The sequence below is a fragment of the Micromonospora fulviviridis genome (assembly GCF_014648395.1).
GTDB lineage: Bacteria > Actinomycetota > Actinomycetes > Mycobacteriales > Micromonosporaceae > Micromonospora > Micromonospora fulviviridis.
The window spans coordinates 495,792-522,573 of record NZ_BMRA01000001.1 but is presented as its reverse complement, the minus strand read 5'-3'; the positions used below and the strand labels follow the sequence as shown (position 1 = coordinate 522,573).

General features: G+C 74.0%; 30 protein-coding genes and 1 riboswitch. Of the genes, 20 read left to right on the top strand and 10 right to left on the bottom strand.

Annotated features, from left to right (window positions below; all coding sequences use genetic code 11):
- Positions 1-31: 31 nt before the first annotated feature.
- Positions 32-1,204, top strand: a complete 1,173-nt coding sequence (locus IEY96_RS02590) for a type VII secretion protein EccE (RefSeq protein ID WP_189193170.1) — start codon at positions 32-34, stop codon at positions 1,202-1,204.
- Here IEY96_RS02590 and eccD read toward each other — a convergent pair.
- Complete coding sequence (gene eccD, locus IEY96_RS02585) at positions 1,188-2,585, bottom strand: type VII secretion integral membrane protein EccD (protein WP_189193169.1); 1,398 nt, start codon at positions 2,583-2,585, stop codon at positions 1,188-1,190. The two genes, IEY96_RS02590 and eccD, sit on opposite strands and share 17 nt — an antisense overlap.
- Before the next feature lie 171 nt (positions 2,586-2,756).
- Here eccD and eccCa point away from each other — a divergent pair, with 171 nt between their 5' ends.
- The 7 genes from eccCa (at position 2,757) to IEY96_RS02550 (ending at position 9,370) form a co-directional block, all read left to right on the top strand.
- Positions 2,757-6,722: a type VII secretion protein EccCa gene (gene eccCa, locus IEY96_RS02580; RefSeq protein WP_189193168.1), complete on the top strand. Its 3,966-nt coding sequence runs from the start codon at positions 2,757-2,759 to the stop codon at positions 6,720-6,722.
- A 68-nt stretch (positions 6,723-6,790) separates the two neighbouring features.
- A complete protein-coding gene (locus tag IEY96_RS02575) occupies positions 6,791-7,210 on the top strand; it encodes a YbaB/EbfC family nucleoid-associated protein (RefSeq protein WP_189193167.1) in 420 nt (139 codons plus the stop codon).
- A 16-nt stretch (positions 7,211-7,226) separates the two neighbouring features.
- On the top strand, positions 7,227-7,520 hold the full coding sequence (locus tag IEY96_RS02570; RefSeq protein ID WP_189193166.1) for a hypothetical protein: 294 nt from the start codon (positions 7,227-7,229) through the stop codon (positions 7,518-7,520).
- A 31-nt stretch (positions 7,521-7,551) separates the two neighbouring features.
- Positions 7,552-8,277 carry a hypothetical protein gene (locus tag IEY96_RS02565; RefSeq protein ID WP_189193165.1) on the top strand — a complete coding sequence of 242 codons (726 nt, stop codon included), beginning with the start codon at positions 7,552-7,554 and terminating at the stop codon, positions 8,275-8,277.
- A 16-nt stretch (positions 8,278-8,293) separates the two neighbouring features.
- Positions 8,294-8,551 (top strand): hypothetical protein, encoded by a 258-nt coding sequence (locus IEY96_RS02560; protein WP_189193164.1) that lies wholly within the window; start codon positions 8,294-8,296, stop codon positions 8,549-8,551.
- 203 nt (positions 8,552-8,754) lie between these two features.
- Positions 8,755-9,063 (top strand): WXG100 family type VII secretion target, encoded by a 309-nt coding sequence (locus IEY96_RS02555; protein WP_091314826.1) that lies wholly within the window; start codon positions 8,755-8,757, stop codon positions 9,061-9,063.
- 28 nt (positions 9,064-9,091) lie between these two features.
- Positions 9,092-9,370: a WXG100 family type VII secretion target gene (locus IEY96_RS02550; RefSeq protein WP_046568947.1), complete on the top strand. Its 279-nt coding sequence runs from the start codon at positions 9,092-9,094 to the stop codon at positions 9,368-9,370.
- A 106-nt stretch (positions 9,371-9,476) separates the two neighbouring features.
- Here IEY96_RS02550 and mycP read toward each other — a convergent pair whose 3' ends face one another.
- Both mycP and IEY96_RS02540 read right to left on the bottom strand, forming a co-directional pair.
- Entirely contained in the window at positions 9,477-10,718 is a 1,242-nt protein-coding gene (gene mycP / locus IEY96_RS02545; protein WP_229791348.1) for a type VII secretion-associated serine protease mycosin, read from the bottom strand.
- 59 nt (positions 10,719-10,777) lie between these two features.
- On the bottom strand, positions 10,778-11,119 hold the full coding sequence (locus IEY96_RS02540) for a helix-turn-helix transcriptional regulator (RefSeq protein ID WP_189193163.1): 342 nt from the start codon (positions 11,117-11,119) through the stop codon (positions 10,778-10,780).
- A 219-nt stretch (positions 11,120-11,338) separates the two neighbouring features.
- On the opposite strand from IEY96_RS02540, the gene IEY96_RS02535 reads away from it, so the two are divergent.
- Complete coding sequence (locus IEY96_RS02535) at positions 11,339-12,007, top strand: carbonic anhydrase (protein ID WP_189193162.1); 669 nt, start codon at positions 11,339-11,341, stop codon at positions 12,005-12,007.
- 63 nt (positions 12,008-12,070) lie between these two features.
- Here IEY96_RS02535 and IEY96_RS02530 read toward each other — a convergent pair whose 3' ends face one another.
- The 3 genes from IEY96_RS02530 to IEY96_RS02520 all read right to left on the bottom strand — a co-directional run bounded on the left by IEY96_RS02530 (position 12,071) and on the right by IEY96_RS02520 (position 15,266).
- Positions 12,071-13,090, bottom strand: coding sequence for a coiled-coil domain-containing protein (locus IEY96_RS02530; RefSeq protein WP_189193161.1), 1,020 nt, complete (start codon positions 13,088-13,090; stop codon positions 12,071-12,073).
- A 4-nt stretch (positions 13,091-13,094) separates the two neighbouring features.
- Positions 13,095-13,225: riboswitch (cyclic di-AMP (ydaO/yuaA leader) on the bottom strand.
- A gap of 154 nt (positions 13,226-13,379) precedes the next feature.
- Positions 13,380-14,705, bottom strand: a complete 1,326-nt coding sequence (locus tag IEY96_RS02525) for a YibE/F family protein (RefSeq protein ID WP_189193160.1) — start codon at positions 14,703-14,705, stop codon at positions 13,380-13,382.
- Positions 14,706-14,966: 261 nt separating this feature from the next.
- Positions 14,967-15,266, bottom strand: coding sequence for a metal-sensitive transcriptional regulator (locus IEY96_RS02520; protein WP_046568942.1), 300 nt, complete (start codon positions 15,264-15,266; stop codon positions 14,967-14,969).
- Between the two features lie 154 nt (positions 15,267-15,420).
- Between IEY96_RS02520 and IEY96_RS02515 the strand changes: the two genes are divergently transcribed.
- The 10 genes from IEY96_RS02515 (at position 15,421) to IEY96_RS02470 (ending at position 22,189) form a co-directional block, all read left to right on the top strand.
- Positions 15,421-15,630 carry a heavy-metal-associated domain-containing protein gene (locus tag IEY96_RS02515; RefSeq protein WP_091314797.1) on the top strand — a complete coding sequence of 70 codons (210 nt, stop codon included), beginning with the start codon at positions 15,421-15,423 and terminating at the stop codon, positions 15,628-15,630.
- A gap of 35 nt (positions 15,631-15,665) precedes the next feature.
- Complete coding sequence (locus tag IEY96_RS02510; RefSeq protein WP_189193159.1) at positions 15,666-16,646, top strand: DUF8832 domain-containing protein; 981 nt, start codon at positions 15,666-15,668, stop codon at positions 16,644-16,646.
- A gap of 14 nt (positions 16,647-16,660) precedes the next feature.
- Positions 16,661-18,916, top strand: a complete 2,256-nt coding sequence (locus IEY96_RS02505; protein WP_189193158.1) for a heavy metal translocating P-type ATPase — start codon at positions 16,661-16,663, stop codon at positions 18,914-18,916.
- 133 nt (positions 18,917-19,049) lie between these two features.
- Complete coding sequence (locus tag IEY96_RS02500; protein WP_091260889.1) at positions 19,050-19,223, top strand: CsbD family protein; 174 nt, start codon at positions 19,050-19,052, stop codon at positions 19,221-19,223.
- 138 nt (positions 19,224-19,361) lie between these two features.
- Positions 19,362-19,859: a hypothetical protein gene (locus tag IEY96_RS02495; RefSeq protein ID WP_189193157.1), complete on the top strand. Its 498-nt coding sequence runs from the start codon at positions 19,362-19,364 to the stop codon at positions 19,857-19,859.
- A gap of 112 nt (positions 19,860-19,971) precedes the next feature.
- Positions 19,972-20,397, top strand: coding sequence for a YbaB/EbfC family nucleoid-associated protein (locus IEY96_RS02490; RefSeq protein WP_189193156.1), 426 nt, complete (start codon positions 19,972-19,974; stop codon positions 20,395-20,397).
- Complete coding sequence (locus IEY96_RS02485; RefSeq protein WP_189193155.1) at positions 20,397-20,720, top strand: hypothetical protein; 324 nt, start codon at positions 20,397-20,399, stop codon at positions 20,718-20,720. Before IEY96_RS02490 ends, IEY96_RS02485 begins: the two co-directional genes overlap by 1 nt.
- Positions 20,721-20,722: 2 nt before the next feature.
- Entirely contained in the window at positions 20,723-21,217 is a 495-nt protein-coding gene (locus IEY96_RS02480; RefSeq protein ID WP_189193154.1) for a WXG100-like domain-containing protein, read from the top strand.
- 6 nt (positions 21,218-21,223) lie between these two features.
- On the top strand, positions 21,224-21,730 hold the full coding sequence (locus IEY96_RS02475) for an EndoU domain-containing protein (RefSeq protein ID WP_229791347.1): 507 nt from the start codon (positions 21,224-21,226) through the stop codon (positions 21,728-21,730).
- Between the two features lie 15 nt (positions 21,731-21,745).
- Positions 21,746-22,189, top strand: a complete 444-nt coding sequence (locus IEY96_RS02470; RefSeq protein ID WP_189193153.1) for a hypothetical protein — start codon at positions 21,746-21,748, stop codon at positions 22,187-22,189.
- 8 nt (positions 22,190-22,197) lie between these two features.
- Here the strand turns inward: IEY96_RS02470 and IEY96_RS02465 are convergent, their stop codons facing one another.
- The 4 genes from IEY96_RS02465 to IEY96_RS02450 all read right to left on the bottom strand — a co-directional run bounded on the left by IEY96_RS02465 (position 22,198) and on the right by IEY96_RS02450 (position 25,760).
- Entirely contained in the window at positions 22,198-22,833 is a 636-nt protein-coding gene (locus IEY96_RS02465; RefSeq protein ID WP_189193152.1) for a dihydrofolate reductase family protein, read from the bottom strand.
- Positions 22,834-22,862: 29 nt separating this feature from the next.
- Positions 22,863-24,107: an RNA polymerase sigma factor gene (locus IEY96_RS02460; RefSeq protein ID WP_189193151.1), complete on the bottom strand. Its 1,245-nt coding sequence runs from the start codon at positions 24,105-24,107 to the stop codon at positions 22,863-22,865.
- Positions 24,104-24,463 carry a YciI family protein gene (locus IEY96_RS02455; protein WP_229791390.1) on the bottom strand — a complete coding sequence of 120 codons (360 nt, stop codon included), beginning with the start codon at positions 24,461-24,463 and terminating at the stop codon, positions 24,104-24,106. Before IEY96_RS02455 ends, IEY96_RS02460 begins: the two co-directional genes overlap by 4 nt.
- A 103-nt stretch (positions 24,464-24,566) precedes the next feature.
- Positions 24,567-25,760, bottom strand: a complete 1,194-nt coding sequence (locus IEY96_RS02450; protein ID WP_189193149.1) for a DUF2786 domain-containing protein — start codon at positions 25,758-25,760, stop codon at positions 24,567-24,569.
- A gap of 165 nt (positions 25,761-25,925) precedes the next feature.
- On the opposite strand from IEY96_RS02450, the gene IEY96_RS02445 reads away from it, so the two are divergent.
- Positions 25,926-26,765, top strand: a complete 840-nt coding sequence (locus IEY96_RS02445) for a DUF3152 domain-containing protein (protein WP_229791346.1) — start codon at positions 25,926-25,928, stop codon at positions 26,763-26,765.
- The last annotated feature ends 17 nt before the right edge of the window (positions 26,766-26,782 follow it).

Sequence of the window (26,782 nt, the reverse complement as noted above, 5' to 3'; positions counted from 1 at the left end):
TGCCCAGGATGTCCAGAAGGGACGCTCACCGATGACCCAGGTCCAGGCGCCACCCGGTCGTACGGCCACCGCCCCCGCCGTGCCGGCGGACCGACCGGTCACCCCGGCCGACAAGCGCCGGCGCGGCCGGCTCGGCCCGGTGGTCGTCGGCCAACTCGTGGTGCTGGAGTGCGCCGCGCTCGCCGTCTGGTTCGCCACCGGCGGCCCGGCCTGGCTGCTCGCCGTCGTCGCCGTGCTGGCGCTGCTGGCCGTGGTGGCCGCCTTCGCCCGCCGCGGCGGCCGCTGGTGGTACGAGGACCTGATGCTCCGCCGCCGGCTGCGCCGCCGCCGGGGCCGGGCCCGGGGCGCGGCCCCAGCGGGTGACCCGCGGCTGGCCGCGCTCGCCCCCGAGCTGTCCGTCGTCGAGCTGACCGAGCGCGGCACCCGGCTCGGCATCGGCCAGGACGACCGGGGCTGGTTCGCCGCGGTAGCGCTGACCGGCCGGCCCGGCACCCCGGCCGGGTCGATCGAGGCGGCCGTGGTGGACCGGGCGCTCGCGGTGCTCGCCGACTTCACCGGGCCGGTCACCCAGACCCAGGTCGTCTCGCACACCCTGGTCTGGTACCCGGCGCCCGGCGCGCCCCCGGCGGCGCACCGCACGGTCTGGGTGGCGCTGCGCCTGTCGGTCGCCGACGCCCGCGCCGAGACGGTCAGCCGGGGCGGCGGCCTGCGCGGCGTGCACCGCACGGTCGCCGCCGGCATCGGCCGGCTCGGCAAGGTGCTCAACGCCGCCGGCCTCGGCCACCGGGTGCTCGGCCGGGAGGAGTTGCACGCCGCGGTGGTCTCCGGCGCCGGGCTCGACCTGGCCCCGGAGTCCCCGGTGGAGAGCTGGACCAGCCTGCGCGGCGGTGGCTGGACGCAGCGGTGCCTGGCGCTGCGGGTCCGCCCCAACGGCTCGCTGGGCGCGCTGGTGGACGCGGTGACCGCCACCTCCGCCCCGTCGCACACGGTCGCGGCGGTGGTGCTCCCCGGCGGCCGGCAGCTCCCGCCGCTGCTGCGCGTGGCGGCCATGGACGGCCACGCCGAGGCGCTGGTGAAGGTGGTCCGGGACGTGGCCCGCCGCTCCGGCGTGCCGGCCCGTCCGCTGGACGGCCAGCACGGCCCGGGCGTCTACGCCACCGCGCCGGTGGGCACCGCGATGGGCACGGTCACGGTCGAAGGTTGACGATCCAGCCGTAGAGGCCGCAGACCCAGACGGCCAGCGGCACCAGGGCGACGATCAGCAGGATCTCGACGATGTCCAGGGTGCGGCCCCAGACCGGCGAGATCCGCTTGCCCGCCACGGTGAGCCCGTAGATCAGGCTGATCACGGTCACCACCAGCAGGCCGCCCAGGATCAGCCCGAGCCGGACCGCGAGGGAGCCGGCGCCGAAGGTGGCCGCGGCGGCCAGCCCGAGGCCCACCGTGCCGGCCAGGAGCACCGGGGTGCGCTGGCCGCGGCCGAGGAACGGGCGGGCCCGCAGCAGCGCCAGCAGGGCCAGCACCAGGCAGAGCAGCACCGCCGGCAGCCGGCCGTTGCCGGCGAGGACCAGCTCACCGCCGAGCACCAGCACCGACACCGTCCACAGCAGACCGGTGAGGAACGCGTCGGCCCGCTCGCTGTTGCGCAGCACCTGCGGGCCGTCCACCGACTCCGTGTCGCTCTTCAGGTCGTCCGGACCGGTCGGGATCGACGGCACCGGCAGCCGGGCCAGCCGGTAGGAGATCATCGGCAGCGCCGGCAGCGCGCCGAACGCCACGGTCGCGACCACCGCCGCGGCGGCGGCGGCGCCGATGCCGAAGGCCAGGCAGAGCGCCGCGCCGAAGCCGACCGCCACACCCACCCCGACCGCGCCGAGGAAGAGCGGCAGCCGGTCGCCGACGGCCAGCGCGGCGACCGCGCCGAAGAGCACCACCGCGGTCGCCGCGAGCAGCACGTGCGGGCTGGCCAGCTCGGTGAGCCTCCGGTCCCCGGCGAGCACCAGCAGGCCGCCGATCGCGGCGTAGCCGAGGCCACCCATGGCGAGCACCGCGCCGGTCCGGCTGTCGCCGACCGCCCGGGAGAGCACCGCGGCGCTGATCAGCAGCGCGACCGCGACCACCAGCGCGGCGAGCGCGCCGGGCAGCTGCGGCGGCCCGGCGAGCAGCGTGGCCGCCGCGCCGGCCGCCAGCGCGGCCCCGGCGAAGAGCACCGAGAACGCCCGCGTGGTGCCGACCTGCCAGACGCCGGCCCGCTGGTTGGTCGCCGTGGCGACCGCGTCCACCACGTCGTCGAAGACGATCTCGGGCGCGGCGGCGGAGCGCGGGTTGAAGTAGAGCACCTCGCCGTCACGGACGCCGAGCTGCGCGGCGGTGCGGCCGCCGTCGAGCGGCTGCCCACCGAGCCGGGACAGGCTCCAGCCGCCGTGGCGTACGCCCTCGTCGGCGAGATCCTCGCCGGCGTAGCGCAGCAGGGTCGGCAACAGGTCGGCCAGCGGCACGTCGGACGGCAACGCCAGATCCATCCTGGTCCGCGGCGCCACGATGGTGATCCGGCTCAGTCCGCCGGTCGCCGTCTTCGTCGCCACTGTGGCCTCCTCGTGCTCGCCTACGATCCACCTCGGCCGCCCGCGCCGCCCCCGTGGGTCCACGACGCCTCCGGGAGATTACCTACGATGGCGGTCGCACAGGTTGCCCACCCGACGACTCGGGTGCGTCGGCCGACCACGAGCAGGGCCGCCTCTGGGGAGGAGACAAGGTTGAGCACGGTGGTGTTCCGCCGGCTTCCGCGTCAACCGGGACCCGCGCTGCCGCGCGGGGAGGTGCTGCTGGAGTCCCCGCCCGAACTGCCGGAGCCGCAGGCCAAGGGCATGGGTCAGGTGCTGATGATCCTGCCGATGCTCTGCGGCGTCGGCGCGATGGCCTTCCTCTACGCGGGTCGCGGCGGCGGCATGATGACGTACGTGGCCGGCGGCCTGTTCGGCGTGTCGATGCTGGGCATGGCGGTCGGCACGCTCGGCAACGGCGGCAACGACAAGGCCGAGCTGAACGCCCAGCGGCGCGACTACATGCGTTACCTGGCCCAGATGCGCAAGCGCACCCGGCGGGCCGCCGAGCAGCAGCGCGCCGCGATGACCTGGCGGCACCCGGAGCCGGACGCGCTCTGGTCGGTCGCCGCCTCGCGCCGGCTGTGGGAGCGGCGGATCACCGAGGACGACTTCGGCGAGGCCCGGATCGCGCTCGGCCCGCAGCGGCTGGCCGTGGAGATCGTGCCGCCGGAGACCAAGCCGGTGGAGGACCTGGAGCCGATGAGCGCCATCGCGCTGCGCCGGTTCGTCCGGGCCCACTCCAGCGTGCCGGACCTGCCCACCGCGTTGTCGCTGCGCGCGTTCAGCCGGGTCGCGTTGCGCGGCGACCGGGAGCCGGTGCTCGACCTGGCCCGGGCCGCGGTGGGTCAGCTGGTCACCTTCCACGCCCCCGACGACCTCCTGGTGGCCGTGGTGGCCGCGCCCGACCGGCAGCCGGTGTGGGACTGGGTGAAGTGGCTGCCGCACGCCCAGCACCCGGGGCGTACGGACGCGGCGGGCGCGCGCCGGATGGTCTTCGCCAGCCTCGCCGAGGCGGAGGCGGCGCTCGCCAACGAGTTGGGCGGCCGGCCCCGGTTCGCCGCGGAGGCGAAGCCGCTCACCACCGCGCCGCACGTGGTGGTGGTGCTCGACGGCGGGGAGGTCTCGTCGACCTGCGCGCTGATGGGGCCGGGCCTGCTGGGCGCCACGGTGATCGACCTCTCCGGCGCGGTGCCCCGCGACGCCGGCCGCTGGCTGCTCTGTCTGGACGCCGGCGACGGCAGCGGGTTGGACCTGGTCCGCGGCACGACCAACTCCCGGCTGGGCCGGCCGGACCGGCTGAGCATGGCGGCCGCGGAGGGGCTGGCCCGGCAGATCGCCCCCTACCGGCTCTCGCAGCAGCAGGGCGCCAGCACCGAGGAGCCGCTGGCCCGCAGCATGGAGCTGCCGGACCTGCTCGGCGTCGGCGACGCGGCCACGGTGGACACCCAGCAGACCTGGCGGCCGCGCGGCCACCGGGACCGGCTGCGCATCCCGCTCGGCGTCGGCCCGGACGGCAACGTGGTGGAGCTGGACTTCAAGGAGTCCGCGCACGAGGGCATGGGCCCGCACGGCCTGGTCATCGGCGCGACCGGTTCCGGCAAGAGCGAACTCCTGCGTACGGTGGTCGCGGCGCTGGCCGTGACCCACTCGTCCGAGGAGCTCAACTTCGTCCTGGTCGACTTCAAGGGTGGCGCCACCTTCGCCTCGCTGGACGCGTTGCCGCACACCAGCGCGGTCATCACCAACCTGTCGGACGAGCTGCCGCTGGTCGACCGCATGCGGGACGCGCTGGCCGGTGAGATGAACCGCCGCCAGGAGGTGCTGCGGGCGGCCGGCAACTACGTCTCGCGCTACGACTACGAGAAGGCACGGGCCGCGGGCGAGCCGCTGGAGCCGATGCCCAGCCTGCTCATCATCTGTGACGAGTTCTCCGAGCTGCTCGCCGCGAAGCCGGACTTCATCGACCTCTTCGTGATGATCGGCCGGCTCGGCCGGTCGCTCGGCGTCCACCTGCTGCTGGCGAGCCAGCGGCTGGAGGAGGGGAAACTCCGGGGACTCGATACCCACCTGTCGTACCGGATCGGTCTGCGGACCTTCTCGGCGGTGGAGAGCCGGATCGTGCTCGGCGTCCCGGACGCGTACGAGCTGCCGAGCGCGCCCGGCCACGGCTACCTCAAGACCGACACGTCCACCATGCTGCGGTTCCGCGCCGCCTACGTCTCGGGCCCGTACCGGGCGCCGGGGCAGGTGCAGCGCTCGGTACGGGCGCAGGTGCAGCGCCGGATCGTCCCGTACGGCATCGACTACGTGCCGGCGCCGGCCCTGCCGAGCCCGGCCGAGACCGCGCCCGAGCCGGAGCAGACCGGCGACGGCAAGGCCGTGGCGATGCTGGACGTGCTGATCGACCGTCTCAAGGGGCAGGGCCGTCCGGCGCACCAGGTCTGGCTGCCGCCGCTGGCCGAGCCGTCGGGCCTGGCCGAGCTGCTGCCGCCGCTGAAGGTCCACCCGACGTTCGGCCTCACCACCGCGGACTGGCCGGGGCGGGGCCGGCTCACCGTGCCGGTGGGCATCGTCGACCGCCCGTACGAGCAGCGCCGCGACCCGATGATGGTCGACCTCTCCGGGGCCGGCGGCAACGTGGTGATCGTCGGCGCCTCGCTGAGCGGCAAGAGCACCATGCTGCGCACGATGCTGGCCTCGCTGGCGCTCACCCACACCCCGCGCGAGGTGCAGTTCTTCTGCCTCGACTTCGGCGGTGGCGCGCTGCGCAGCCTGGACGGGCTGCCGCACACCTCCGGTGTGGCCGGGCGGCGGGACGTCGAGGCGGTCCGCCGGACCGTGGCCGAGGTGGTCGCCGTCATCGACGAGCGGGAGAACCGGTTCACCCAGCACGGCATCGACTCGGTGGCCAGCTACCGGCGGCGCCGGGCGGCCGGGGAGTTCGCCGACGACCCGTTCGGTGACGTCTTCCTCGTGGTCGACGGCTGGAACACGCTGCGCCAGGAGTACGAGGAGCTGGAGCAGACCATCACCAACCTGGCCAACCGCGGGCTCGGTTTCGGCGTACACGTGGTCATCACGGCCGTGCGGTGGGCGGAGATCCGGATCAACATGCGGGACCTGCTCGGCACCAAGCTGGAGCTGCGGCTCGGCGACCCGGCCGAGTCGGAGATCGACCGGCGGGCGGCGCAGAACGTGCCGGTCGGCGCGCCGGGTCGCGGTCTGACCCGCGACAAGTTGCACTTCCTCACCGGGATCTCGCGGATCGACGGCAAGCGCGACATCGAGGATCTGACCGAGGCGTCGGTCGCCCTGGCCGGGCACGTGGCGGCCAACTGGCCGGGCCGCCCGGCGCCGAAGGTACGGCTGCTGCCGCGGAAGCTGGCGGTCGGCGAGCTGGCGAAGGTGGTCGACCGGTCGGCCCCGGGCATCCCGATCGGCGTCAACGAGTCGGCGCTCGCCCCGGTCTACCTGGACCTGACGACCGAGCCGCACCTCACCGTGTTCGGCGACGCCGAGTGCGGCAAGACCAACCTGCTGCGGCTGATCGCCCGGGGCATCGCCGAGCGGTACACCCCGGCCCAGGCCCGGCTGGTCATCGCCGACTACCGGCGCGGCCTGCTGGGCGCCGTCGAGGGCGACCACCTGCTCGACTACGCGCCGTCCAACCAGGTCTTCAGCCAGGGCCTCGGCTCGATCCGCAGCGCCCTGCAGAACCGGCTGCCCGGGCCGGACGTGACCACCGCCCAGCTGCGGGACCGGAGCTGGTGGAAGGGGCCGGAGCTCTACATCCTGGTGGACGACTACGACCTGGTCGCCTCCGGCGGCAACAACCCGCTCAGGGCCCTGCACGAACTGCTGCCGCAGGCGCGGGACATCGGCCTGCACCTGATCATCACCCGCCGGGTGGGCGGCGTGGCCCGGGCCCTCTACGAGCCGGTGCTGCAACGCCTGCGCGAGCTGGACTCGCCGGGCCTGCTGATGTCCGGCAGCCGCGAGGAGGGCGCGGTCTTCGGCAACCTGCGGCCGAGCCCGCAACCGCCGGGCCGGGGCACCCTGGTCCGTCGCCGGGACGGCCAGCAGCTCATCCAGACCGCCTGGACGGAGCCCGCCTGACGGGGCGGACGCCGCGTGAACGGGTCCGGTAGCGTCGGCCCGACCGTCAGTGTGAGGAGAGGACAGTCGTGAGCACCTCGTGGGGTTACGGCGGCGCCGGCGGCGCCGTGGAGAACCTGCTGCGCCAGGCGCAGGAGCAGCAGCGCCGGCTGGCGGAGTTCCAGCAGCAGCGCGCCGAACTGCGCGTGACCGGGGAGAGCCCGGACGGCCTGGTCCGGGTGACCGTCGACGGTGACATGAAGGTCGGTGGCATCGACATCAACGCCCGAGCGATGCGGCTGGACAGCTACACCCTGGCCGAGGCGCTCCAGGCCGCCATCGACGCGGCGTACGCCTCCTTCGCGGAGCGGCAGCAGGAGCTGATGACCGACATGCTCGGCGGCTCGGACCTGGTCCGCCGGGCGCAGGCGGGCAACCTCACCCCGGAGGACTGGTTCCGGGAGTTCGGGGTGGACCTGACCGACCCGACCCGCGGCCTGCGCCGCTGACCAGGGAGGAGACGCGGTGGCGAACAAGGTCGACGTCGACGCGATCCGCAAGGCGAGCAAGAAGCTCGACGCGCCGGACGGCCCGATCCAGTACCTGCGCAACGTGCAGACGCTGCTGGAGAGCGTGAAGCTGCCGGACGGCGCGCTGACCATCTTCGGCGGGGCGACCGTGCAGGCGCACAACGCCTCTGTGGACGGTCACCTGAACAACGTCAAGACCGGCATCGAGCACCTGCACAGGGCGGCCGCACAGCTGGAGCAGACCGCCAAGAACTGGGAGAAGTCGGATCAGCCCTGGGTGGTCAAGTGACCGGCCCGGTGCGCGACGGGGGGAACAGCTGATGTCGGAGATCCTGATCGCCAACGCGGCCGGCACGGTGACCGGCACGCACACGGTCGCCGCCGCGACGGCGCCGGTGCGCGGCCTGCTGCCGGCGGCCCGGGCCAACTGGATGTGGCTGGTCTTCGCCGGGGCGCTGGGTGCCGCCATCGCCTACCTGGAGACGTTCGACAACGACGAGGTCAACAAGTCCATCAAGGAGTGGGGCGACGCGGCGCGGCTGCTCGGCGGCGACCAGTTCGGCGCGGCGCTGGAGCAGGTCCCGCCGTCGGACACGGAGTGGGACTTCGACGACCGGGACGCGTTCGACCTCTTCCTCCGCAAGCTCGGGGCTGAGATCAACTCGCTGGCCGAGGCGTTCAACGCCAACAAGGACACCCTCACCTCCGCCCGGGACGCCTTCAACGACGCGGTGAACGCGCTGGTCGACGCGCTCATCCCGATCCTGATCGCGGTGATCGCGTCGGTGGCCCTCCAGGCGTTCCCGCCGACCGCGCCCATCGCGGAGGCCATCGGCGTGGCCGGGATGGTGGCGAGCGCGGCGATCCTGGCGCTGGTCTTCGGCGACATCAGCGCGGTGTTCTCGGCCGTCATGGCCGGCTTCCAGGGCAACGACCGGTTCGCCTTCGTGTCGGATTCCCGCCCGGGCTGGGCGGCCACCGGCCAGGACCCGGACATCAAGGACATCAAAATCGACTGGGTGCAGGACTCCAAGTTCTACCAGTGAGGGAAGGGGTCCCGGGGTGCTGGTGCTCTTCGTGTACTTCCTGGTGACCGTGCCGGCCTTCATCGGGCTGGCGCTGGTCGCCCAGTTGTCCCGCGCCACGTGGGCGAAGCGGGCCAGCGAGGTGGTCTTGCTCACCGGGGTCGCCGCGCTGATCCCGGTGGTGCTCGACCGTGCGCTCGACAGGCCGGTGCTCTGGCTGTTCGTGGCGCTGCTGGTCGTCGTGCTGGTCTTCGGCGCGGCGATGCACGTGAGGTCGTACCGGCGGCCGTCCTGAGCCGCCACTGGCGCCCGCGACTGTCCACGTCGTACGGTCTGACGCCGGGCGGCGTTGTGCGCCATGGGGATGCAGGGCTGCGCGGATTGGACGTCGTCCGCTACGGTTCGGTTGAAGTGTCCGTCGGTGGGGTGTGTACGCCTTGCCGCGGGGGAGGGGCGCGGCGGATCCGCCGCCACAGAGATGACGGAAGGGTGTGAAGCATGGCGTTCGAGGTCAGTGCAGCGACTCTGCACACCGCCGCGAGTGACGTGCGGTCCACGCGCAGCGACGTCGACGGTGAGCTGAAGAAGCTGTGGAATGTCGTCGACGACCTGGCCATGGCCTGGAAGGGCGGGGCGTCCACGGGTTTCCAGAACCTGATGCTGCGTTGGAACGAGGACACGAACAAGCTGCTCACGGCGATGGACAACATCGCGGACCTGCTTGACAAGTCCGGCACGACGCACCAGGTCAACGACGAAGAGCAGCAGCAGATGCTGGACAAGTTCCACTCTGCTCTCAACCCGTGATCCGCGAAGACAGGCAGAGGAGGAATCGATGAGCATCAAGGTTGACTACGCTGTCCTCGAGAGCAGCAACCAGCAGATGCAGGCCATCTCGCGGACCATCGACGAGAAGCTGGACACGCTTCGCTCGATGCTGACCAAGCTCGAGTGGGAGGGTCAGGACCGCGTCGCCTACGAGCAGCACCAGGCTCAGTGGGACGCCGCCGTGCGGGACATCAACAAGGTCCTGAACGAGATCGGCGGAGCGGTGGGCATCGCGCGCGAGAACTACATGACCACCGAGATGAGCAACTCCAAGGTCTGGGGCTGACCCGACCGAACCGCTGCGGCTCCGCTCCGGCTCACGCCGGGGTCGGGGCCGTGGTGCTTTTCCGGGCCGGGTGCGGCGCCGGCCCGGCTCCCTGCGCCGGCACGGGTCAGGCGTCCTGCGGCGCGGTCCGGCGGCCCGGGCGCCAGCCACGCCGCCGGCCCCGGACCAGGATCGGCCGCAGCGCCAGCAGGACCCCCGCCAGCACCGCGCCGATCGCGGCCGCCCAGATCGCCACGGTGCGCTGCCAGGCCAGCGGATCGGTGTGCGGCGCCGGCGCCGGCATCGCGCCCAGCGGCGCGTCGCTGCGGGTGCCCAGCAGGCTGGTCACCGCCCGGTAGGGGTTGACCACCCCGTAGCCGACCAGTGCGTTGTGCCCGTCGGGCGGGTTGTCGGCGGTGCGGGTGAGCCGGAACGCGACGTCCTTCGGGGTGATGTCCGGGTGCGCCGCCCGCACCAGCGCGGCGGCACCGGAGACGTACGCGGTGGCGAAGCTGGTGCCGCCCTGCGGCTCGGCCCGGTAGCCGTCGCCCTGCGGGGCGGGGCCTACGATGTTCAGCCCGGGCGCGGCGATGTCCACATAGTCGCCGGTGACCGAACTGCCGACGTGCCCGCCGTTCTCGTCCACCCCGGCCACCGCGATGACCCCCGGGTACGCGGCCGGGTACGCCGGCTGGTCCTGCTGGTTCTCCTGCCGGTTGCCGGCGGCGGCCACAAGGATCACGCCCTTGCCGAGGGCGTAGTCGACGGCCGCCTTGAGCGCCGGGTCGTCGAGGGTGACCAGCGAGAGGTTGATCACGTCGGCGTCGTGGTCGACCGCCCACCGGATGGCCCGACCGATCTCGGCCGGGATGGACTCGTCGAAGGCCCGCTGGTTGTCGGCGAGCACGCGGACCGGCAGGATCCGGGCCTCCGGCGCGATCCCGGTGTACGGCGCGCCCGTGCCCTCGCGCCCCGCGATGATGCCGGCGATCAGGGTGCCGTGGCCGACCAGGTCGCACTGGCCGTGGAGCTTGGCGAGCTGGTTGAAGTCCTCACCGGACAGCACCCGGCCGCGCAGCAGCGGGTGGGCGGGCGAGACGCCGGAGTCGATGACCGCGACGGTGACGCCCTGGCCCTTGGTGACCCGCCAGGCCGCGGCCGGGTCGAGCCGGTTCAGCGCCCAGGGCGCCGCGGCCGGGGCGGGGCCGCCGGCTGGGCTGTCGCACTTCGGAGCCGCCGCGGCGGGCGTCGGCACCGCCAGCACGCCGCCGAGCAGGGTGGCCACCGTCGCTCCGAAGAGGACGGATCGGATCCGGTGCCCGGTACGGACGCGCTCCGTCGTCCCGTCCGGCCGCAAGCTGTCGCGCACGCGGTGAGATTACCGTCGCCGCGCCGTCCGTGCGGTGACGGGCATCCGCGGGGAGGCGGTCAGCCCTCGGTCGCCGGCTCCGCGGCCGGGTCGGTGGTGAAGAGGGCGAGCAGGGCGCCCACCTGCTGGTCGGCCTCGGCCGGGTGCCGGAAGTGCCCGCTCGGGTTGATCGTGTACTCGTTGCGCCGGCCCACCCGGGTGCGATGGAGGTAGCCACCGGCCTCCAGGTCGGCGACGATCGCCTGGGCGGCCCGCTCGGTCACTCCCACCTCGTCGGCCACGTCCCGCAACCGCGCCGTGGGGTTGCGAGCGATGGCGAGCAGCACGTGCCCGTGGTTGGTGAGGAAGGTCCAGTTCCGGCCGCTCCCGTTCTCGCGTGGTGTCGTCGCCATGGTCGTCATCGTATGGCCCTTTCCCGCGTCCGTCGGTCCTGGCCCGGCCCTGCGGGTGCAGGGCGGGCGGGCGCCGGCGCCGCCGTCAAGGGGCGGGTCAACGTATGAAATGCGTATCACGTAAATCTTGACGTGCCTTGGACTGCGTGTGACCGTTGTGCCCGAGGCCGCCTCCGTCGTCGGCCGGCCTGACCAGGTCGTTTTCGCCCGAGGACGAGGTGAGGATGGATGTCGCCGATCACTCCCGAACAGGCGCTCGCCGAGCTCCACGCCGGTAACCAGCGGTTCGTCACCGGTGTCCCGCGCCATCCCAATCAGGACGCCGGACACCGGGCGGCGGTCGCCGACGGGCAGCACCCGTTCGCCGTGATCGTCGGCTGCTCCGACTCCCGGCTCGCCGCCGAGATCATCTTTGACCGCGGCCTCGGTGACCTCTTCGTGGTCCGCACCGCCGGTCACACCGCCGGCCCCGAGGTGCTCGGCAGCGTCGAGTACGCGGTGACCGTGCTGGGCACCCCGCTCGTGGTGGTGCTCGGCCACGACTCGTGCGGCGCGGTCCAGGCCGCCCGGGAGGCGGTCCGCACCGGCACCTCGCCGTCCGGGCACCTCGGCGCGGTGGTGGACGCCGTCGCGCCCAGCCTGCTCCGGGCCGGCCGGGACGGCATCGAGGATCTCGACGCCATCATCGACATCCACATCGCGCAGACCGTGGAGGCCCTGGTGGCCCGGTCCGCCGTGCTCGCCGAGCAGGTGTCCGCCGGCAAGTGCACGATCGTCGGCATGTCCTACCGGCTCAGCGCCGGCGAGGCGCGCACCGTGGCCCAGATCCCGGCCACCGCGCCGGTCACGCCGGTGCCCGCCCCGGCCACGCCGGCCGACCCGGCGCTCGCCGGCTGACCGACCCGCCGAACGTCGAGGGGCCGGCCCGCGTCGCGGACCGGCCCCTCTCGGCGTACGTCGTCAGAGCAGCGACATGTGCACGTGGTCGGTGTGGTTGGAAGGGCCGCTGTAGGACTTCCAGCCGGTGGCCGGGAACCAGATCTGCCGGTTCCAGATCACGTAGTAGATGCCCAGCCGGTCGGCGTTGCGGATGAGGAAGGCGGCGACGTTGTTGCCGTACATCCGCTGGTCCTTGGTCCGCCACGGGGAGAAGCCGCTGTTCTGCAGCGACCAGTCACAGGCCCGGCCCTTGGGATGCTCCCACGGCCCGCCCGGGCGGTAGCAGCCCACGAAGCGGTTGAAGCCGGCCCGCTTCACCTCCTTGTACGCGTGCAGCGTGCGCGGCGTGATGCAGCCCGAGGTGGTCGGGTCGTTCTCGCTGCACGACTCCGGCTTCCAGTCGCCGTCGGAGGTCCGGCCGGGGCCGATGCGGGCGACCGGCGAGGTGGCCGAGACCAGGCCGCCGGTGAAGCCGATTCCACCGACCAGCTGCAGCGCCTTCTCCGTCTCGGCCTTCTCGCGGGCCATCGCGTTCTTCTGCTTCTCCTGCTCGCGCACCTCGACGTCGAGCGCGATCTTGGCCTGCTCGGCGCGGTTCTTCGCGGCGTTGATGGCGGCGAGCTTCTGCGCGTTCATCAGGTTCAGCTCGTCGAGGGCGGCCGCCCTCCGGACGAACGAGTCGGGCGTGTTGCTGTCCAGCAGCATGGCCATGGCGCCCATCCGACCGGTCCGGTAGGACTGCGCGGCCATCTGGGCCACCTGCGGGCTGAGCGCGTCGAGTTCGCTCTGCGCCGCCTTCACCTCGAGGGCGAGCTGGAGCTGGCGCTTGCGCGACTTGTCCAGCTTCGCCTTGGCCTGGAGGTAGGCCCGGTTGGCGGTGTCGATGGCCTCGGTGATGAGGGGGTCGTCGTCGTCCTCGGAGTGCCCCGAGGGGGTGGGGGTGCTCGGCGCGGCCGTCGCCGGGGTCGGCCCCACCAGCACGGTGAGCGCGGCCACAACGGCCACCACGGGGGTCAGCCAGCGCCGCAGGGGTGCCGTCACAGTGTTCCCTTCCGTCGGCCGCCGACCGGGTTAGCTGACGGGTTCGGGACGGAAGTGGCCCCTACCGCTCGCGCGGATTCACCCCATGTACCTGGTTCCCCGGTTCGCCCGCGGGCGATTGGGCGGCGGCACCGCTGGCGCCGGTGCGCGCCTTCGGCGGTGACCGGCAGCGAGGTTACCCGAGAGTCCTGCCGGGGTTCTACGTCCGGAAGCCGACCAATAGCGAGATTTCGTCCTCGCCCAGCGTGACCAGGATCGCGTTTGGAACCGGGCGTCACGCTGCGGAGTGTCACCATGCGGCCTCCGTGTTCCTGTCGCCGCCGGGCCACCCGCCGGCGCGCGGCCCGGGCGCTCCGCCGAGCGCCTCCAGCGCCTCGTCCCGCTCGGTTGGCGGCGGCGGCGCGGGGGGATCCGCCGGGTCCGCGGTGGTCCCGCGCCGCCCGGCCGTGGTGACCACCGCGGCCAGCCCGGTGGTCAGCGGTACGGCGGCGATCAGGCCGAGCGTCGCCACCGCGCTGCGGACGATCTCCTGGGCCAGGAACTCGCTGGTGAGGATCTGGCTCACCGGCCGGGAGTCGGCGACGAGCAGGAGCAGCAGCGGCAGCGAGGCGCCCGCGTACGCCAGCACGATGGTGTTGACCGTGGAGGCGATGTGCGCCCGGCCCACCCGGGTGGCCGCCCGGTAGAGGTGCCGGCGGGACAGCGCGGGGTTGGCGTGGGCCAACTCGGTGACCGTGGCCGCCTGGGTGACCGTGACGTCGTCGAGCACGCCCAGCGAGCCGATGACGATGCCGGCCAGCAGCAGGCCGTGCAGGTCCACGTCGCCCTGGAACATCGACAGGGTGGTGGCGTCCTCGCTGCCGAAGCCGGTGAGGTGGGTGGCGGCCGTGGCCAGGGTGCCGAGCACCCCGGTGAGCACCAGGCTGCCGAGCGTGCCGAGCACGGCCACCGAGGTCTGCGCGGTGATCCCGTGGGTCAGGTAGAGCACCACGAACATGATCAGCGCGGCGCCCACGATCGCCACCAGCAGTGGCGGCTGGCCGGCGCCGATCCCGGGCAGCACGAAGCCGAGCAGGATGGCGAAGCTCGCCACCAGCCCGCCCAGCGCGGCGAGCCCGCGCCAGCGGCCGAACGCCACGATCGCCACGGCGAAGAGCGCCGCCAGCCAGACCAGCGGCGTGCCGCGCTGGTGCTCGGCGATGTTGTAGCTCTTCACCGCCGGGTCGGCCGGGTCGGTCAGTTCGACCAGGATCACCTCGTCGCCGACCTCGACCCGGGGCGCGCCGGGGCCGGAGGGCACCGGCGTCTCGACCTGCCGGCCGGCGTCCGGGCCCTGTTCGGCGGCGACGGTCACCGTCCCGCACGGCCCGGCGGAACCGCCCGGGCTCCCCTCCGGCGCCTCCGGTGTCGGTGGGCAGGGCTCGGTCACCACCCGGGTCACCGTGCCGTGGTAGCGGGGCAGCGCCGGGGCGTCCGTCGGTTCCCGGTCCTGCCTGGGCCACAGCACCAGCGCGGCGACCACGGTGATCAGGAAGAGCGGCACCACCGTCGCGACCAGGATCCGCCGTACCCCCGGTGGGGCGGACGGAGCGGGACGGGTGTGGTCGGCGCCCATGGCGTCTCTCCCAACGATTCGCAACGGGATTCGTGTCACCGGGGCCCGTCGGTTCACCGGACCGGCCGGCGCGCCGCGGGTCGGCGCGGCCGGGTCGTCGCCCGGGAATGGTAGCCAGACGGGCCGGGAGACGCCTCGGGACACGGGTCACGGGCCGTCGCCCGGGCGGCCGGCGGCCTGCTCCGTCCCGCCGCCCCGCCCGTACGGGCTGCGCCTGGCGACGGCGCCGGTGCCTCGCCCGCGGCGGGGCACCCGGCCCGGTCAGCCGCGCTTCATGAGGCGGCCGACGGCGGCCATCATCTCGGTGGCCATCTCGTCGGCGCGGCCCTCGGCGGCGCCCTCGTGCATGCAGTGCCGGGCGTGCCCGTCCAGCAGGCCGAGGCCGACCTTGTCCAGCGCGGCCTGGATGGCGGAGATCTGGGTCAGCACGTCGATGCAGTAGCGGTCGTCCTCGACCATCTTCTCGATGCCGCGGACCTGGCCCTCGATACGGCGGAGCCGCGCGAGCAGCTGGTCCTTGCTGGCGGTGTAGCCCCGGGTCGGGGTCGTCGGTGCGGTCATGACGTCAAGGATAGCGTACCCCTCGGGGGTATGGTACGGTTCTCGCCGTGGCCGATACCCCCACCGGGTAACGGTAAGCCAGAGTGGCAGCCGTCTCTCCTCCGCCTACCCCCTGGGGGTATAGGATCGGAGGCGGCGGGAAGGGAGATGCGCGATGGTCACCACCACGTACCAGGTGCAGGGCATGACCTGCGGGCACTGCGTCAACTCGGTCAGCACCGAGGTGAGCGCGCTGCCGGGCGTCACCGACGTCCAGGTCGACCTGGCCTCCGGCCGGGTCACCGTCACCAGTGAGAGCCCGTTGGACACGGACACCGTCCGCGCCGCCGTGGACGAGGCCGGTTACGACCTCGTCGGGGCGTGACGGGTCCGGGGACCCGAAGAAACCGAGGTACCACGATGAACACGGCGACGAAGCTGAGCGGCTTCGCCCTCGGCCTCGCGGCGGTGTTCGGCACGGCGTACGGGGTCGGTCACCTGGCCGGCCCCGTCACCCCGGCCGCCGAGACCCGCCACGACGCCACCGAAGCCGACCACGACACCGACGGAACCGACCACGGTGACGGGGGTCACGCGGCCACCGCCACCGCCCACCTGCCCGGCGGGCTGCTCGTCTCCGAGCGCGGCTACACCCTCCAGCCGGTGACCGCCCCGGCGGGCGAGTTCGCCTTCCGGATCACCGGCCCGGACGGCCGGCCCGTCACCCGCTACGACGTTGCCCACGACAAGCGCATGCACCTGATCGTCGCCCGCCGCGACCTCTCCGGCTTCCGGCACGTCCACCCGGAGCTGGGCGCCGACGGCACCTGGCGAGTCGCCTCGCCACTGGCCGGTCCCGGCGTGTGGCGGGCGTTCGCCGACTTCACCCCGACCGGCGCGGAGCCGCTCACCCTCGGGGTCGACGTCACCGTCCCCGGCGCGCTGGCGGACCGGCCGCTGCCGGCCCCGGCGACCAGCGCCACGGTCGACGGCTACACGGTCACCCTCACCGGCGCCCCGCAGCCCGACCGGACCAGCCGGCTCACCCTGACCGTCAGCAGGGACGGGCGGCCGGTCACCGACCTCCAGCCCTACCTGGGGGCGTACGGGCACCTGGTGGCTCTGCGCCAGGGCGACCTGGCGTACCTGCACGTGCACCCGGAGGGCGCGCCCGGCGACGGGCGGACCCCGGCCGGGCCGGCCGTCACCTTCGCGGCCGAGGTGCCCTCGGCCGGCACGTACCGTCTCTACCTGGACTTCCGGCACGGCGACGCGGTGCACACCGCCGAGTTCACCGTGGTGGCCGGGGACCAGGCCGCTCCGGCGCCCGCCGCGCCGGCCCCCACGACCGCACCGACCCCGGACGCCGACCACGGCACCCCGGGTCACGGGCACAGTTGACAGGAGGTGCCGCGATGACATCGACCGCGAAGTCCCTGCCGGTCGCGCCGAACATGATCGAACTCGCGATCGGCGGCATGACCTGCGCCTCCTGCGCCGCCCGGATCGAGAAGAAGCTCAACCGGATGGACGGCGTCGAGGCCACCGTCAACTACGCCACCGAGAAGGCCAGCGTCCGGTACGCCGACGAGGTCACCCCGGACGACCTGATCGCCACCGTGGAGAAGACCGGCTACACGGCCGTCGTCCCGCCGCCGCCCAGCCAGGTGGGGGCCGGGGCGACCGCCGAGCCGGTGGACGAGCTGCACGGGCTGCGTACGCGGCTGTGGGTGTCGGTGGCGCTGACCGTGCCGGTGATCGTGCTGGCCATGGTGCCGGCCTGGCAGTTCGACTACTGGCAGTGGCTGTCGCTGACCCTGGCCGCCCCGGTCGTGGTCTACGGCGGCCTGCCGTTCCACCGGGCCGCCTGGATCAACCTGCGGCACGGCGCGGCGACCATGGACACCCTGGTCTCGCTCGGCACCCTGGCCGCGTTCGGCTGGTCGCTCTGGGCGCTGTTCCTCGGCGACGCCGGGATGCCCGGGATGACCCACCCGTTCCGGCTGGACATCACCCGCACCGACGGGGCCGGCAACATCTACCTGGAGGCCGCCGCCGGGGTGACCGTGTTCATCCTCGCCGGCCGCTACTTCGAGGCCCGGTCCAAGCGGACCGCCGGCGCCGCCCTGCGCGCCCTGCTGGAGCTGGGCGCCAAGGACGTCGCGGTGCTGCGCGGCGGGCAGGAGACCCGGATCCCGGTGGACCAACTGGTGGTCGGCGACCGGTTCGTGGTCCGCCCCGGCGAGAAGATCGCCACCGACGGCGTGGTCGCGGAGGGCACCTCGGCGGTCGACGCCAGCATGCTCACCGGGGAGTCCGTGCCGGTCGAGGTGGGGCCGGGCGACACCGTGGTGGGCGCCACCGTCAACGCCGGCGGCCGGCTGGTCGTGCGGGCCACCCGGGTCGGCGGCGACACCCAGCTCGCCCAGATGGCGCGGCTGGTGGAGCAGGCGCAGACCGGCAAGGCGGCCGTGCAGCGGCTCGCCGACCGGATCTCCGGGGTCTTCGTGCCGATCGTGATCGCCCTGGCCGCCGGCACGCTGGGCTGGTGGCTCGGCACCGGGGGCGGGACGACCGCCGCGTTCACCGCCGCGGTGGCGGTGCTGATCATCGCCTGCCCGTGCGCGCTGGGGCTCGCCACCCCGACCGCGCTGCTGGTCGGCACCGGGCGCGGCGCCCAGCTCGGCATCCTGATCAAGGGGCCGGAGGTGCTGGAGTCCACCCGCCAGGTCGACACCGTGGTGCTGGACAAGACCGGCACCGTCACCACCGGGAAGATGACCCTGGTCGAGGTGCTGCCCGCCGACGGCGAGGACGCCGCCGAACTGCTCCGGCTGGCCGGCGCGCTGGAGGCGGCCTCGGAGCACCCGATCGCCCGGGCCGTCGCAGACGGCGCCGCCGAGGCCGGCCCGCTGCCCGCGGTCACCGGCTTCGCCAACGCCGAGGGCCTCGGCGTGACCGGCACGGTGGACGGCCGTGAGCTGGTGGTCGGGCGGCTCCGGCTGCTGCGCGAGCGCGGTCTCGACGTACCCGAGGAGGTCGTGCGGGCGGCGACCGGGGCGGAGGCCGCCGGCCGGACGGCGGTCCTGGCCGGCTGGGACGGGCGGGCCCGCGGCGTCCTCGCGGTGGCCGACGTGGTGAAGCCGACCAGCCGGGCGGCTGTCGCCCGGCTGCGCGAGCTGGGGCTGACTCCGGTGCTGCTCACCGGCGACAACGCCACCGTCGCGAAGGCGGTGGCCGCCGAGGTCGGCATCGACGAGGTGATCGCCGAGGTGCTGCCGGCCGACAAGGTGGACGTGGTCGAGCGGCTCCAGAGCGAGGGGCGGACCGTCGCCATGGTCGGCGACGGGATCAACGACGCCGCCGCGCTGGCCCGGGCCGACCTGGGGCTGGCCATGGGCACCGGCACCGACGTGGCCATCGAGGCGTCCGACCTGACCCTGGTCCGGGGCGACCTGATGGCCGCCGTGGACGCCATCCGGCTCTCCCGGCGGACCCTCGCGATCATCAAGGGCAACCTGTTCTGGGCCTTCGCCTACAACCTGGCCGCCCTGCCGCTGGCCGCCGCCGGCCTGCTCAACCCGATGATCGCGGGCGCGGCGATGGCCTTCTCGTCGGTCTTCGTGGTGGCCAACAGCCTCCGGCTGCGCGGGTTCCGCCCGGTCGGCTGACCATCCGTGTGCCGCCGGTCCCGTTCTCGGGGCCGGCGGCACGTCCGTTCACCCTCGGTGAGCGCGGCGCGGTTGAGCGGATGGCCGCCGGGGTACCTCCACCTCGTCAGAGAACTGCTGAGTGGAGGTTCCCATGGGCATCGACGACAAGATCGACAACGCGACCGAGAACACCGCCGGCAAGGTGAAGGAGGGCGTCGGCCGGGCCACCGACGACGAGCGCCTCGAGGCCGAGGGCCGCAACGACCAGGCCGCCGCCAACCTCAAGCAGGCCGGCGAGAAGATCAAGGACGCCTTCAAGAGCTGACCTGCTGTCGTACGCGTCGCCGGGCCGGCAGTCCCTGCCGGCCCGGCCTGCTGCGCGGGGCCGTGGTCGGGCCGCCGCCCCGCGTCGTACCGCCTCGATCCGGCCGGTCGCCCGGCCGCCGAAACGTACGGGAGAACGATGTCCGGTACCACCGCGATCCGCGCCGCCGCACTGGTCACGATGACCGCGCTCGCCGCGGCCTGCCAGTCCACCGGGGAGGAGAGCGCCGCCCCGGCCGGCGCGCCGACCGCCGCGCCCAGCGTCACCGCCGCGCCCGCGCCGTCGGCCACCGCCTCGCCGTCGCGGGTGACCGCGGCGAACACCGCCGCCGTCTGCGCCGCGGTCGACAAACTGATCATCGACAAGAGCAGGGAGATCGCCGCCGACTCCGCGGCGGCCACCCGCCGGCAGCTCACCCCCGAGCAGATCAACGACCAGGTCAAGGTCGACCTCGCGGACCTGGCCGACGACGTACGCGGGCAGGCCGCCCGGGCCGAGGACCCGGAGATCAAGGCGTTGGTCGGTGACGCCGCCGAGCGGATCGACGCCGGGGCGAAGTCGTCCACGCCGGTACGGTGGCTGGGCTCCAGCTTCGTCGAGATCCCGAAGCGGCTCACCCGGGAGTGCCGGGCCTGACGAAGTCGCCGGTACTCCCTGTCGGACAGTCCACAGTGACTCACCGGGGGTCACATTGGTGGCGGACAGTTCGTAGGATGCGAAGCGACCTCGACCCGGAGGAGCTACGCCCATGGCCCAGCCCGTCGATCCGTCCGGCCTCGGCCGCGTGCTGTCCGAGACCATGTCCGCGCTGGGCCGGTTCACCGCCGGCGCCGACGGCGAGGCGCCCCCGCCCGCGGAGGGGACCGGCGAGGCGGCCGACGGCCTGGTCCGGGTGACGGCCGGTCCGCCCGGGCGGATCACCGCGCTGACCCTCGACCCCCGGGTGATGCGGCTGCCGAGCGAGTCCCTGGCCGAGGAGATCGCCGCGGCGGTCAACGGCGCACTCGCCGACCTCCAGGAGAAGGCCACCGCCGCCGTCCCCGGCCAGGTCGACCTCAGTTCCCTGGGCGAGCAACTGCGCCGGATCCAGGAGGACGCCGGCCGGCAACTGACCACCTTCACCGACGCGCTGGTCCAGGCCCAGGACCGGCTGTCCGGCCAGGGTGGCCGGTGATGGCCATCGAGGTCGACCCGGACGGGCTGGGCGGCTCCGGTCGCGCGCTGGGCGACGTGGCCACCCGGTTCAGCCAGGCCATGACGGCGTTCCAGGCCGAGCTGGCCGCCTTCGGCCGGCCCTGGGGCTCCGACGACATCGGTTCGCTCATCGGCGCCGCCCACGACGAGGTCTCCGCGTTCGCCTTCGAGTGCTTCGACACCGCCCTTGAGGAGATCGCCGCCGCCGGCACCGACCTCACCGACATGGCCGTCCGCTACGCCGAGGTCGAGGCCGGCATCAAACAGGGCTTCGACGGGCTGCGGCAGGCGCTGGGAGGCTGACGGTGGGGCTCGAACTACCCGGCGAGCTGCGCTCGCTGCTCGGCGTCCTCGGCTACACCTGGCCCGAGGCCGACGAGGTCAAGCTCTTCGAGATGGGCAACGCCTGGATCCGCTTCTCCGGCACCCTGTCCGGCGTCGTGGCCGAGGCGAACACCGGGGCCGCCACCGTCTGGTCCAGTCACGCGGGCCAGGACATCACCGCCTTCCAGTCCTGGTGGAACCGGGAGGACAGCCCCGCCGACAGCCTGCGCGACGGGGTGACCGCCGCGGTGCTCACCGGCACCGGGCTGATCATCTGCGGCGCGATCGTGCTCGCCCTGAAGATCGCCGTGATCGTGCAACTCGTCGTCCTGGCCATCCAGATCGCCCAGGCGATCGCCACGGCGGCGGTCACCTTCGGCGCCTCGCTCCTGGAGATCCCGATCTTCCAGCAGCTGGCCCGGACCATCGTCGGCAACCTCGTCCAAGAGGTCATCTGGAAACTCCTCGACGGGTGACGTGGCATGAGTGGAGGCAAGGCCGGCGGCCGGTTGATGCGGGCCGCGTTGCGGTTCCTCAAGCGCACCAAGACCCGAAACCGGCCCGACCGGATGAACCCGCACTTCACCGAGCACGTCTTCGGCGGTCATGTGAAGCCGGGCATGCCCAAGGGGAGCGGCTACCACTACCGGCCCGGCGGCCAGGACTTCCCGGGCCGCAGGCTCCAGCCGGGCACCACGGTCCGGGACCCGAAGACCGGTGCGTACCGGGCAAAGCCGGAGTTCTTCGATCCGACGATGAACCCGCCGCACGGCGCCTGGAAGCCGAAGAAGGGCAACGGCGGGGAGAGTTCCTTCTTCCCGGACGACTGGACGCCCGCGCAGGTGGACAACGCCATCACCGGCGCCTTCCAGAACGCGCGGCCGGTGCCGGGCACGCAGATGTGGCGTGGTAAGCACAAGGACCTCGTGATCGAGGGTTTCTACAATGGCTCGGGCGGCTTCACCCACGGATGGCCGGTCGTCCCCTGATCCGAAGGGCCTCTGTTGGCGTTCATCACCTTCTCGCTCGACGAGTTCCGTCTGCCGTTGTTCGAGGTGACGGATCAGCGCTACCGCGCGCTCGGCGCCTGGCTGATCACCGACATCTCGGTCTACCACTCGGTCTGTCTCGACGCCCTCGCGATGGTCGACGACGTGGCGCACGGCCGGCCGCTGGAAGACGAGTGGGACAGCGACAAGTACGAGGTCAGCTTCCGCGCCGACGGCGTCGAGTTCCAGAACGAGTGGGTGCCGGGTGAGGGGGGCCGCTACTCCCTCGACGAGGTGCGCGAGGCGGTCGAGGCGTACTGGCGGTTCCTGGCGAGCCGCCCGGAGAACCCCGATCTCATCCGTGAGTACCGGCCCGACCTGCCCGGGTGGCAGGCCGAGCTGCTGCAGTGGGAGCAGCGGTGGGGGCGGCCGCACCCGTACCGGGGGCGGCTGTTCTGACCCGAGGGTCAGTGGCGTACCCGGTAACGGATGTGCGTGACGGTGGGGGCGGGGACGACCTTCACCGGTTCCAGGCGCACGTCCAGCGGTCCGTCGAAGAGGGGCGTGCCGCCGCCCAGGACGATCGGCACCACGTGCAGCCAGAGTGAGTCGAGCAGCCCCGCGGCCAGATACTGGCGCACCGTGCCGCCCCCGCCCGCCACGGCCACGTCATGGTCGCCGGCCGCCGCGCGGGCCCGCGCCAGCGCCGCCCCGATGCCGTCGGTGACGAAGTGGAACTCCGTACCGCCCCGCATCACCAGCGGCTCGCGCGGGTGGTGGGTCAGCACGAAGACCGGGACCCGCCACGGCGGATCGTCACCCCACCAGCCGGTCCAGTCCAGGTCCCACCCGCCCTCCCCGCCGCCGAACATGCGGCGTCCCATCACGTACGCCCCGATGCCCGCCGTGATCTCGTCGACCACCTCGGCGTCGACGTTCCGCTCCCCGCCGGCCAGCCCGTGCCGCTCGCGCCAGCTCTCGCTGGCGAACAACCACTCGTGCAGCCGCAGGCCGCCCCGGCCGAGCGGGTCCTGCCGGCTCTGCCCCGGCGCCGCGACGTACCCGTCCAGCGACACCGACAGTTGACTGGTGATCTCTCCCATGGCAGGTGGACTCTTCCGGTCGGCGCAACTCATCGGTCGGTGGTCAGCCGCGCGGCGCGTACCTCCAGGTAGTGCCGCTCGGGCAGGCTCGTGGTGGCCCGGGCGGCGGCCAGGTAGGCGGTCCGGGCCTCGTCCCGGTCGCCGGCCAGTTCGAGGAGGTGGGCGCGGACGGCGGCCAGCCGGTGGTGGCCGGCGGTGCGCTCGTCGGCGTCCAGCGGGGCCAGCAGGGCGAGCCCGGCCCGGGGACCGTCCACCATGGCCACCGCGGCGGCCTGGTTGAGGGTGACCATCGGGTTCGGCGCCAGCCGGGCGAGCAGCCGGTAGAGCGCGACGATCTGCCGCCAGTCGGTGTCGGCCGCGGTGGGCGCCTCGGCGTGCACCGCGGCGATGGCGGCCTGCACCTGGTACGGGCCGGGCGCCGACCAGGTCAGCGCCTCGGTCACCAGGGCGACGCCCTCCTCGATCCCGGCCCGGTCCCAGCGGGTGCGGTCCTGCTCGGTCAGCGGCACCAGTTCGCCGCCCGGGCCGGTACGCGCCGCCCGGTGCGCGTCGGTGAGCAGCATGAGGGCCAGCAGCCCGGCCACCTCGCCGTCGTCGGGGAGCAGCCGGCGCAGCTCCCGGGCCAGCCGGATCGCCTCCCCGGTCAGCTCGGCCCGGTGCAGCTCGGCCCCGCTGGAGGCGGTGTATCCCTCGTTGAAGACCAGGTAGAGGACGTGCAGCACGGCGTGCAGCCGGGCGTCGCGGTCGGCCGCCGAGGGCAGGTCGAAACGGGCCCCGGCGGCCTCGATCCGCTGCTTGGCCCGGCGGATCCGCTGGCTCATCGTGGCCTCGGGCACCAGGTACGCCCGGGCGATCTCGGCGGTGCTCAACCCACCCACGGCCCGCAGGGTGAGCGCCACCTGGGCGCTGGCCGTGAGCGCCGGGTGGCAGCAGAGAAAGAGCAGCTTCAGGGTGTCGTCCCCGCTCGGCGGCTCCTCGTCGGCGGGCGGGGCGACCGACGCGCACGCCGGTTCCCGGACCGCCACCGCGACCTCGCGGTCCCGGCGGGCCCGCTCGCTGCGCCACTCGTCGGTGAGCCGGCGGGTCGCCACGGTGACCAGCCAGGAGCGGGGATGGTCCGGCACGCCCTGCGCCGGCCACTGGGTGGCGGCGGCGAGCAGCGCCTCCTGGACGGCGTCCTCGCAGGCGTAGAACTGGCCGTGCCGGCGGACGAGCACGCCGAGGACCTGCGGCGCGAGGGCGCGCAGCAGGTCCTCGACCGCCCGGTCGCTCACATCTCCGTCCCGGCCTGCTCCATCACCGGCCGAACCTCCAGCACGCCGACGCCGCGCGTGACGTCCGGCCAGCTGGCGGCGATCTCGGCGGCCCGCTCCGGGGTCTCGCAGTCGACCATCAGGTAGCCGGCGAACTGCTCCTTGCTCTCCACGAACGGACCGTCGGTGATCTCGGGGCCCCCGGCGCCGGGCCGGACGGTACGCGTCTGCGACGGGTGGGCCAGCGCCTCGCCGCCCACCAGCTCGCCGGACTCGGTCAGCTCCTTCATGATCACGTCGACGTCGCTGAAGATCGCGTTCCGCTCCTCCTCGGACAGCTCCTCGACGAAGCCGGGCCGGTTCCAGATCAGCAGCATGTACTTCACGGTGTACTCCTCGGGTACGGGCCACCGGCGGTGGCGCCTCTCGCAGACGGGTCGGAGCCGGTTCGCCTGATCCGACATCATCCCGAGGAAAAAGTCAGCGGCTTCCGCGTACCGGGCGGCGTGTCGGCCGGCCGGCGTCGAGCGAGGCCCGGTCGGCGGCCGTGGTGCCCGAGGTCCAGCCCTCGGCGTCGCGGACCTGGAGCCGGTGCCGGGTGACGCCGGGGAAGAGCTGGTCGACCCGCTCCTTGACGGCGTCCGAGCGGGCGGCCAGCACCGGGAGCAGCCGGTCGTCGGCCCGTTCCTCGGCCGCCGTCGCGGTGGCCGCCCGCAGCCGCTCCCCGATCCGCAGCGCGAACGCGTTGAGGAAGGACTCGTCGTAGCCCTTGGTACGCCGGCCGCTGCCGGCGCGGCGCTCGCCCCGGCCGCGCAGCATCGCGGCGGTGGCCTGCACCAGCAGCGAGGTGTGCAGCAGCTCGACGGCGGCCAGGTCGGCCGGGAAGCCGAGGACGGTGGCGAAGCCCAGGTCGTCGGACCAGATCGACTCGCAGCGGTTGGCCGCCGCCACCTCCTGGATGAGCAGCGCCTTCGCGGCCGCGTACGGGGCGTCGGTGCCGAGCCGCACCCCGCCGGGCCGGTCGGGTCGCTCGGCGGCGGCGTCGAGCAGGGCGGCGTCGATGCTGTGCCGGGCCATGAGCTCCTGCGCCTTGCCGGTGAGCGCCTCCGCCTCGGCGGGGAAGGTGGTCGACTCGGCCTTGGCCAGCAGCGCGCGTACCCGGTCCAGCATCCGGGAGCCGGTGGGCGGGGCGGCGGCGCGCGGGGCGGCGGCCGGACCTCCGGGCGGCGGGCGGAGCACCGCGATCGGCGGCAGCCCCGCCAGCAGGGCGAGCGCGTCGACGGCGTCCCGCAGCGCGCTGATCCGGTCGCCCTCGGCGCGCCGGTCCAGCCAGCCCGGGTCGCCGTCCCACCGCGCGCCCAGCTCGGTGAGCTGGTCGTCGAACCACGACGGGACCGGCTCGGGCATCGCCCGCCGCTGCGCGGCCAGCGCGTCCCGGAGCAGCCGGGCGCCCCGCGGGGTCAGCCGTCGGGTGGCGAGCCGCTCCAGGTCGACGGGCTGCCAGCCGCGCGGCCAGAGCCGCGCCACGCCGTGGGTCAGCCGGGCGAGCAGCGCCGCGTCCACCGCCGCCGGATCGCCGACCACCAGCCGGTCCAGGGCCCGTTCGGCCGCGCGTACGTCGGTGCCGCGCGTCGCCGCGAGGGCGTCGGCGAGCACCTGTTCGGCGTCCGGCACGGGTGGCTCCCTCTCTGGCGGCAGGTGGCGGGTCGCGCACCCAGGGAACGAACGGTACCGGCGCGGAGGCGTCCCCGGCCCGTGAGCGCGCTCACCGTTCATCCGTCCGGGCCCGGCGTCCGTACTCCTGACCGGACCGGGGCGGCGCGACGAACGGAGATCGGCGTGGGCGGGCAGCGTGGGCGGGACCGGGGGCTGCACCGTCGGCGGCGGGTGTCCCGCGCCGGCACCCTGACCCTGGTGGTGCTGCTGGTCGCGGCCGGCCTCGCCGGGTACGCGGCCCGGCGGCACCCGGACCTGCTGGTCGCGGCCGGTGTGCGACCGGGCGCGCCGGCCCTCGGTCCGGTCCGCCCGGCGGTGACCAGGCCCGCCGCCCCGCCGGTGCCGGCCGCCGGCCGGGTGCCGCCGGGCATCAGCTATCCGGACCGGGGTACGGGCAGGTTCCGCACCGCCACCGGCGTGGGCGCCGTGGCCGGCCGAGACGGCGAGCTGCTCCGGTACCGGGTCGCCGTGGAGGACGGCATCGGCAACGTCGACGTGGAGCGCTTCGCCCGGGAGGTGGCGGCGACCCTGGCGGACCCGCGGGGCTGGACCGGCGACGGCCGGTGGCGCCTGCAACGGGTGGGGCGGGACGATCCGGCCGACTTCACCGTGCTGCTGACCACGCCGGTGACCCGGGGCCGGCTCTGCGCCGACACCACGGACCGCTACACCTCCTGCCGCAACGGCGACCAGGTGGTGATCAACGTGGCCCGCTGGGTGCACGGCGTGCCGCACTTCCCCGACCTCGGCCGCTACCGGCAGTACCTGCTCAACCACGAGGTGGGGCACCGGCTCGGCCGGGGCCACGAACTGTGCCCCCGGGCCGGCGGCCCGGCGCCCGTGATGGTGCAGCAGACCCTCAGCCTGCACGGCTGCACCCCGAACGCCTGGCCCCGGGTCGACGGCGCGCCGCTCAGCGGCCCGTCCGGCCAGTACGACGATCCGATCCCGGCCGAGGACTGACGCGCGCCGAGCCGGAG

Coding starts and splice junctions, on each gene's coding strand:
- IEY96_RS02590 (WP_189193170.1), top strand. CDS start 32: ATGACCCAGGTCCAGGCGCCACCCGGTCGTACGGCCACCGCCCCCGCC.
- IEY96_RS02565 (WP_189193165.1), top strand. CDS start 7,552: ATGTCGGAGATCCTGATCGCCAACGCGGCCGGCACGGTGACCGGCACG.
- IEY96_RS02555 (WP_091314826.1), top strand. CDS start 8,755: ATGGCGTTCGAGGTCAGTGCAGCGACTCTGCACACCGCCGCGAGTGAC.
- IEY96_RS02550 (WP_046568947.1), top strand. CDS start 9,092: ATGAGCATCAAGGTTGACTACGCTGTCCTCGAGAGCAGCAACCAGCAG.
- IEY96_RS02540 (WP_189193163.1), bottom strand. CDS start 11,119: ATGACGACCATGGCGACGACACCACGCGAGAACGGGAGCGGCCGGAAC.
- IEY96_RS02535 (WP_189193162.1), top strand. CDS start 11,339: ATGTCGCCGATCACTCCCGAACAGGCGCTCGCCGAGCTCCACGCCGGT.
- IEY96_RS02525 (WP_189193160.1), bottom strand. CDS start 14,705: ATGGGCGCCGACCACACCCGTCCCGCTCCGTCCGCCCCACCGGGGGTA.
- IEY96_RS02520 (WP_046568942.1), bottom strand. CDS start 15,266: ATGACCGCACCGACGACCCCGACCCGGGGCTACACCGCCAGCAAGGAC.
- IEY96_RS02515 (WP_091314797.1), top strand. CDS start 15,421: ATGGTCACCACCACGTACCAGGTGCAGGGCATGACCTGCGGGCACTGC.
- IEY96_RS02510 (WP_189193159.1), top strand. CDS start 15,666: ATGAACACGGCGACGAAGCTGAGCGGCTTCGCCCTCGGCCTCGCGGCG.
- IEY96_RS02505 (WP_189193158.1), top strand. CDS start 16,661: ATGACATCGACCGCGAAGTCCCTGCCGGTCGCGCCGAACATGATCGAA.
- IEY96_RS02500 (WP_091260889.1), top strand. CDS start 19,050: ATGGGCATCGACGACAAGATCGACAACGCGACCGAGAACACCGCCGGC.
- IEY96_RS02495 (WP_189193157.1), top strand. CDS start 19,362: ATGTCCGGTACCACCGCGATCCGCGCCGCCGCACTGGTCACGATGACC.
- IEY96_RS02490 (WP_189193156.1), top strand. CDS start 19,972: ATGGCCCAGCCCGTCGATCCGTCCGGCCTCGGCCGCGTGCTGTCCGAG.
- IEY96_RS02485 (WP_189193155.1), top strand. CDS start 20,397: ATGGCCATCGAGGTCGACCCGGACGGGCTGGGCGGCTCCGGTCGCGCG.
- IEY96_RS02475 (WP_229791347.1), top strand. CDS start 21,224: ATGAGTGGAGGCAAGGCCGGCGGCCGGTTGATGCGGGCCGCGTTGCGG.
- IEY96_RS02465 (WP_189193152.1), bottom strand. CDS start 22,833: ATGGGAGAGATCACCAGTCAACTGTCGGTGTCGCTGGACGGGTACGTC.
- IEY96_RS02455 (WP_229791390.1), bottom strand. CDS start 24,463: ATGCTGCTGATCTGGAACCGGCCCGGCTTCGTCGAGGAGCTGTCCGAG.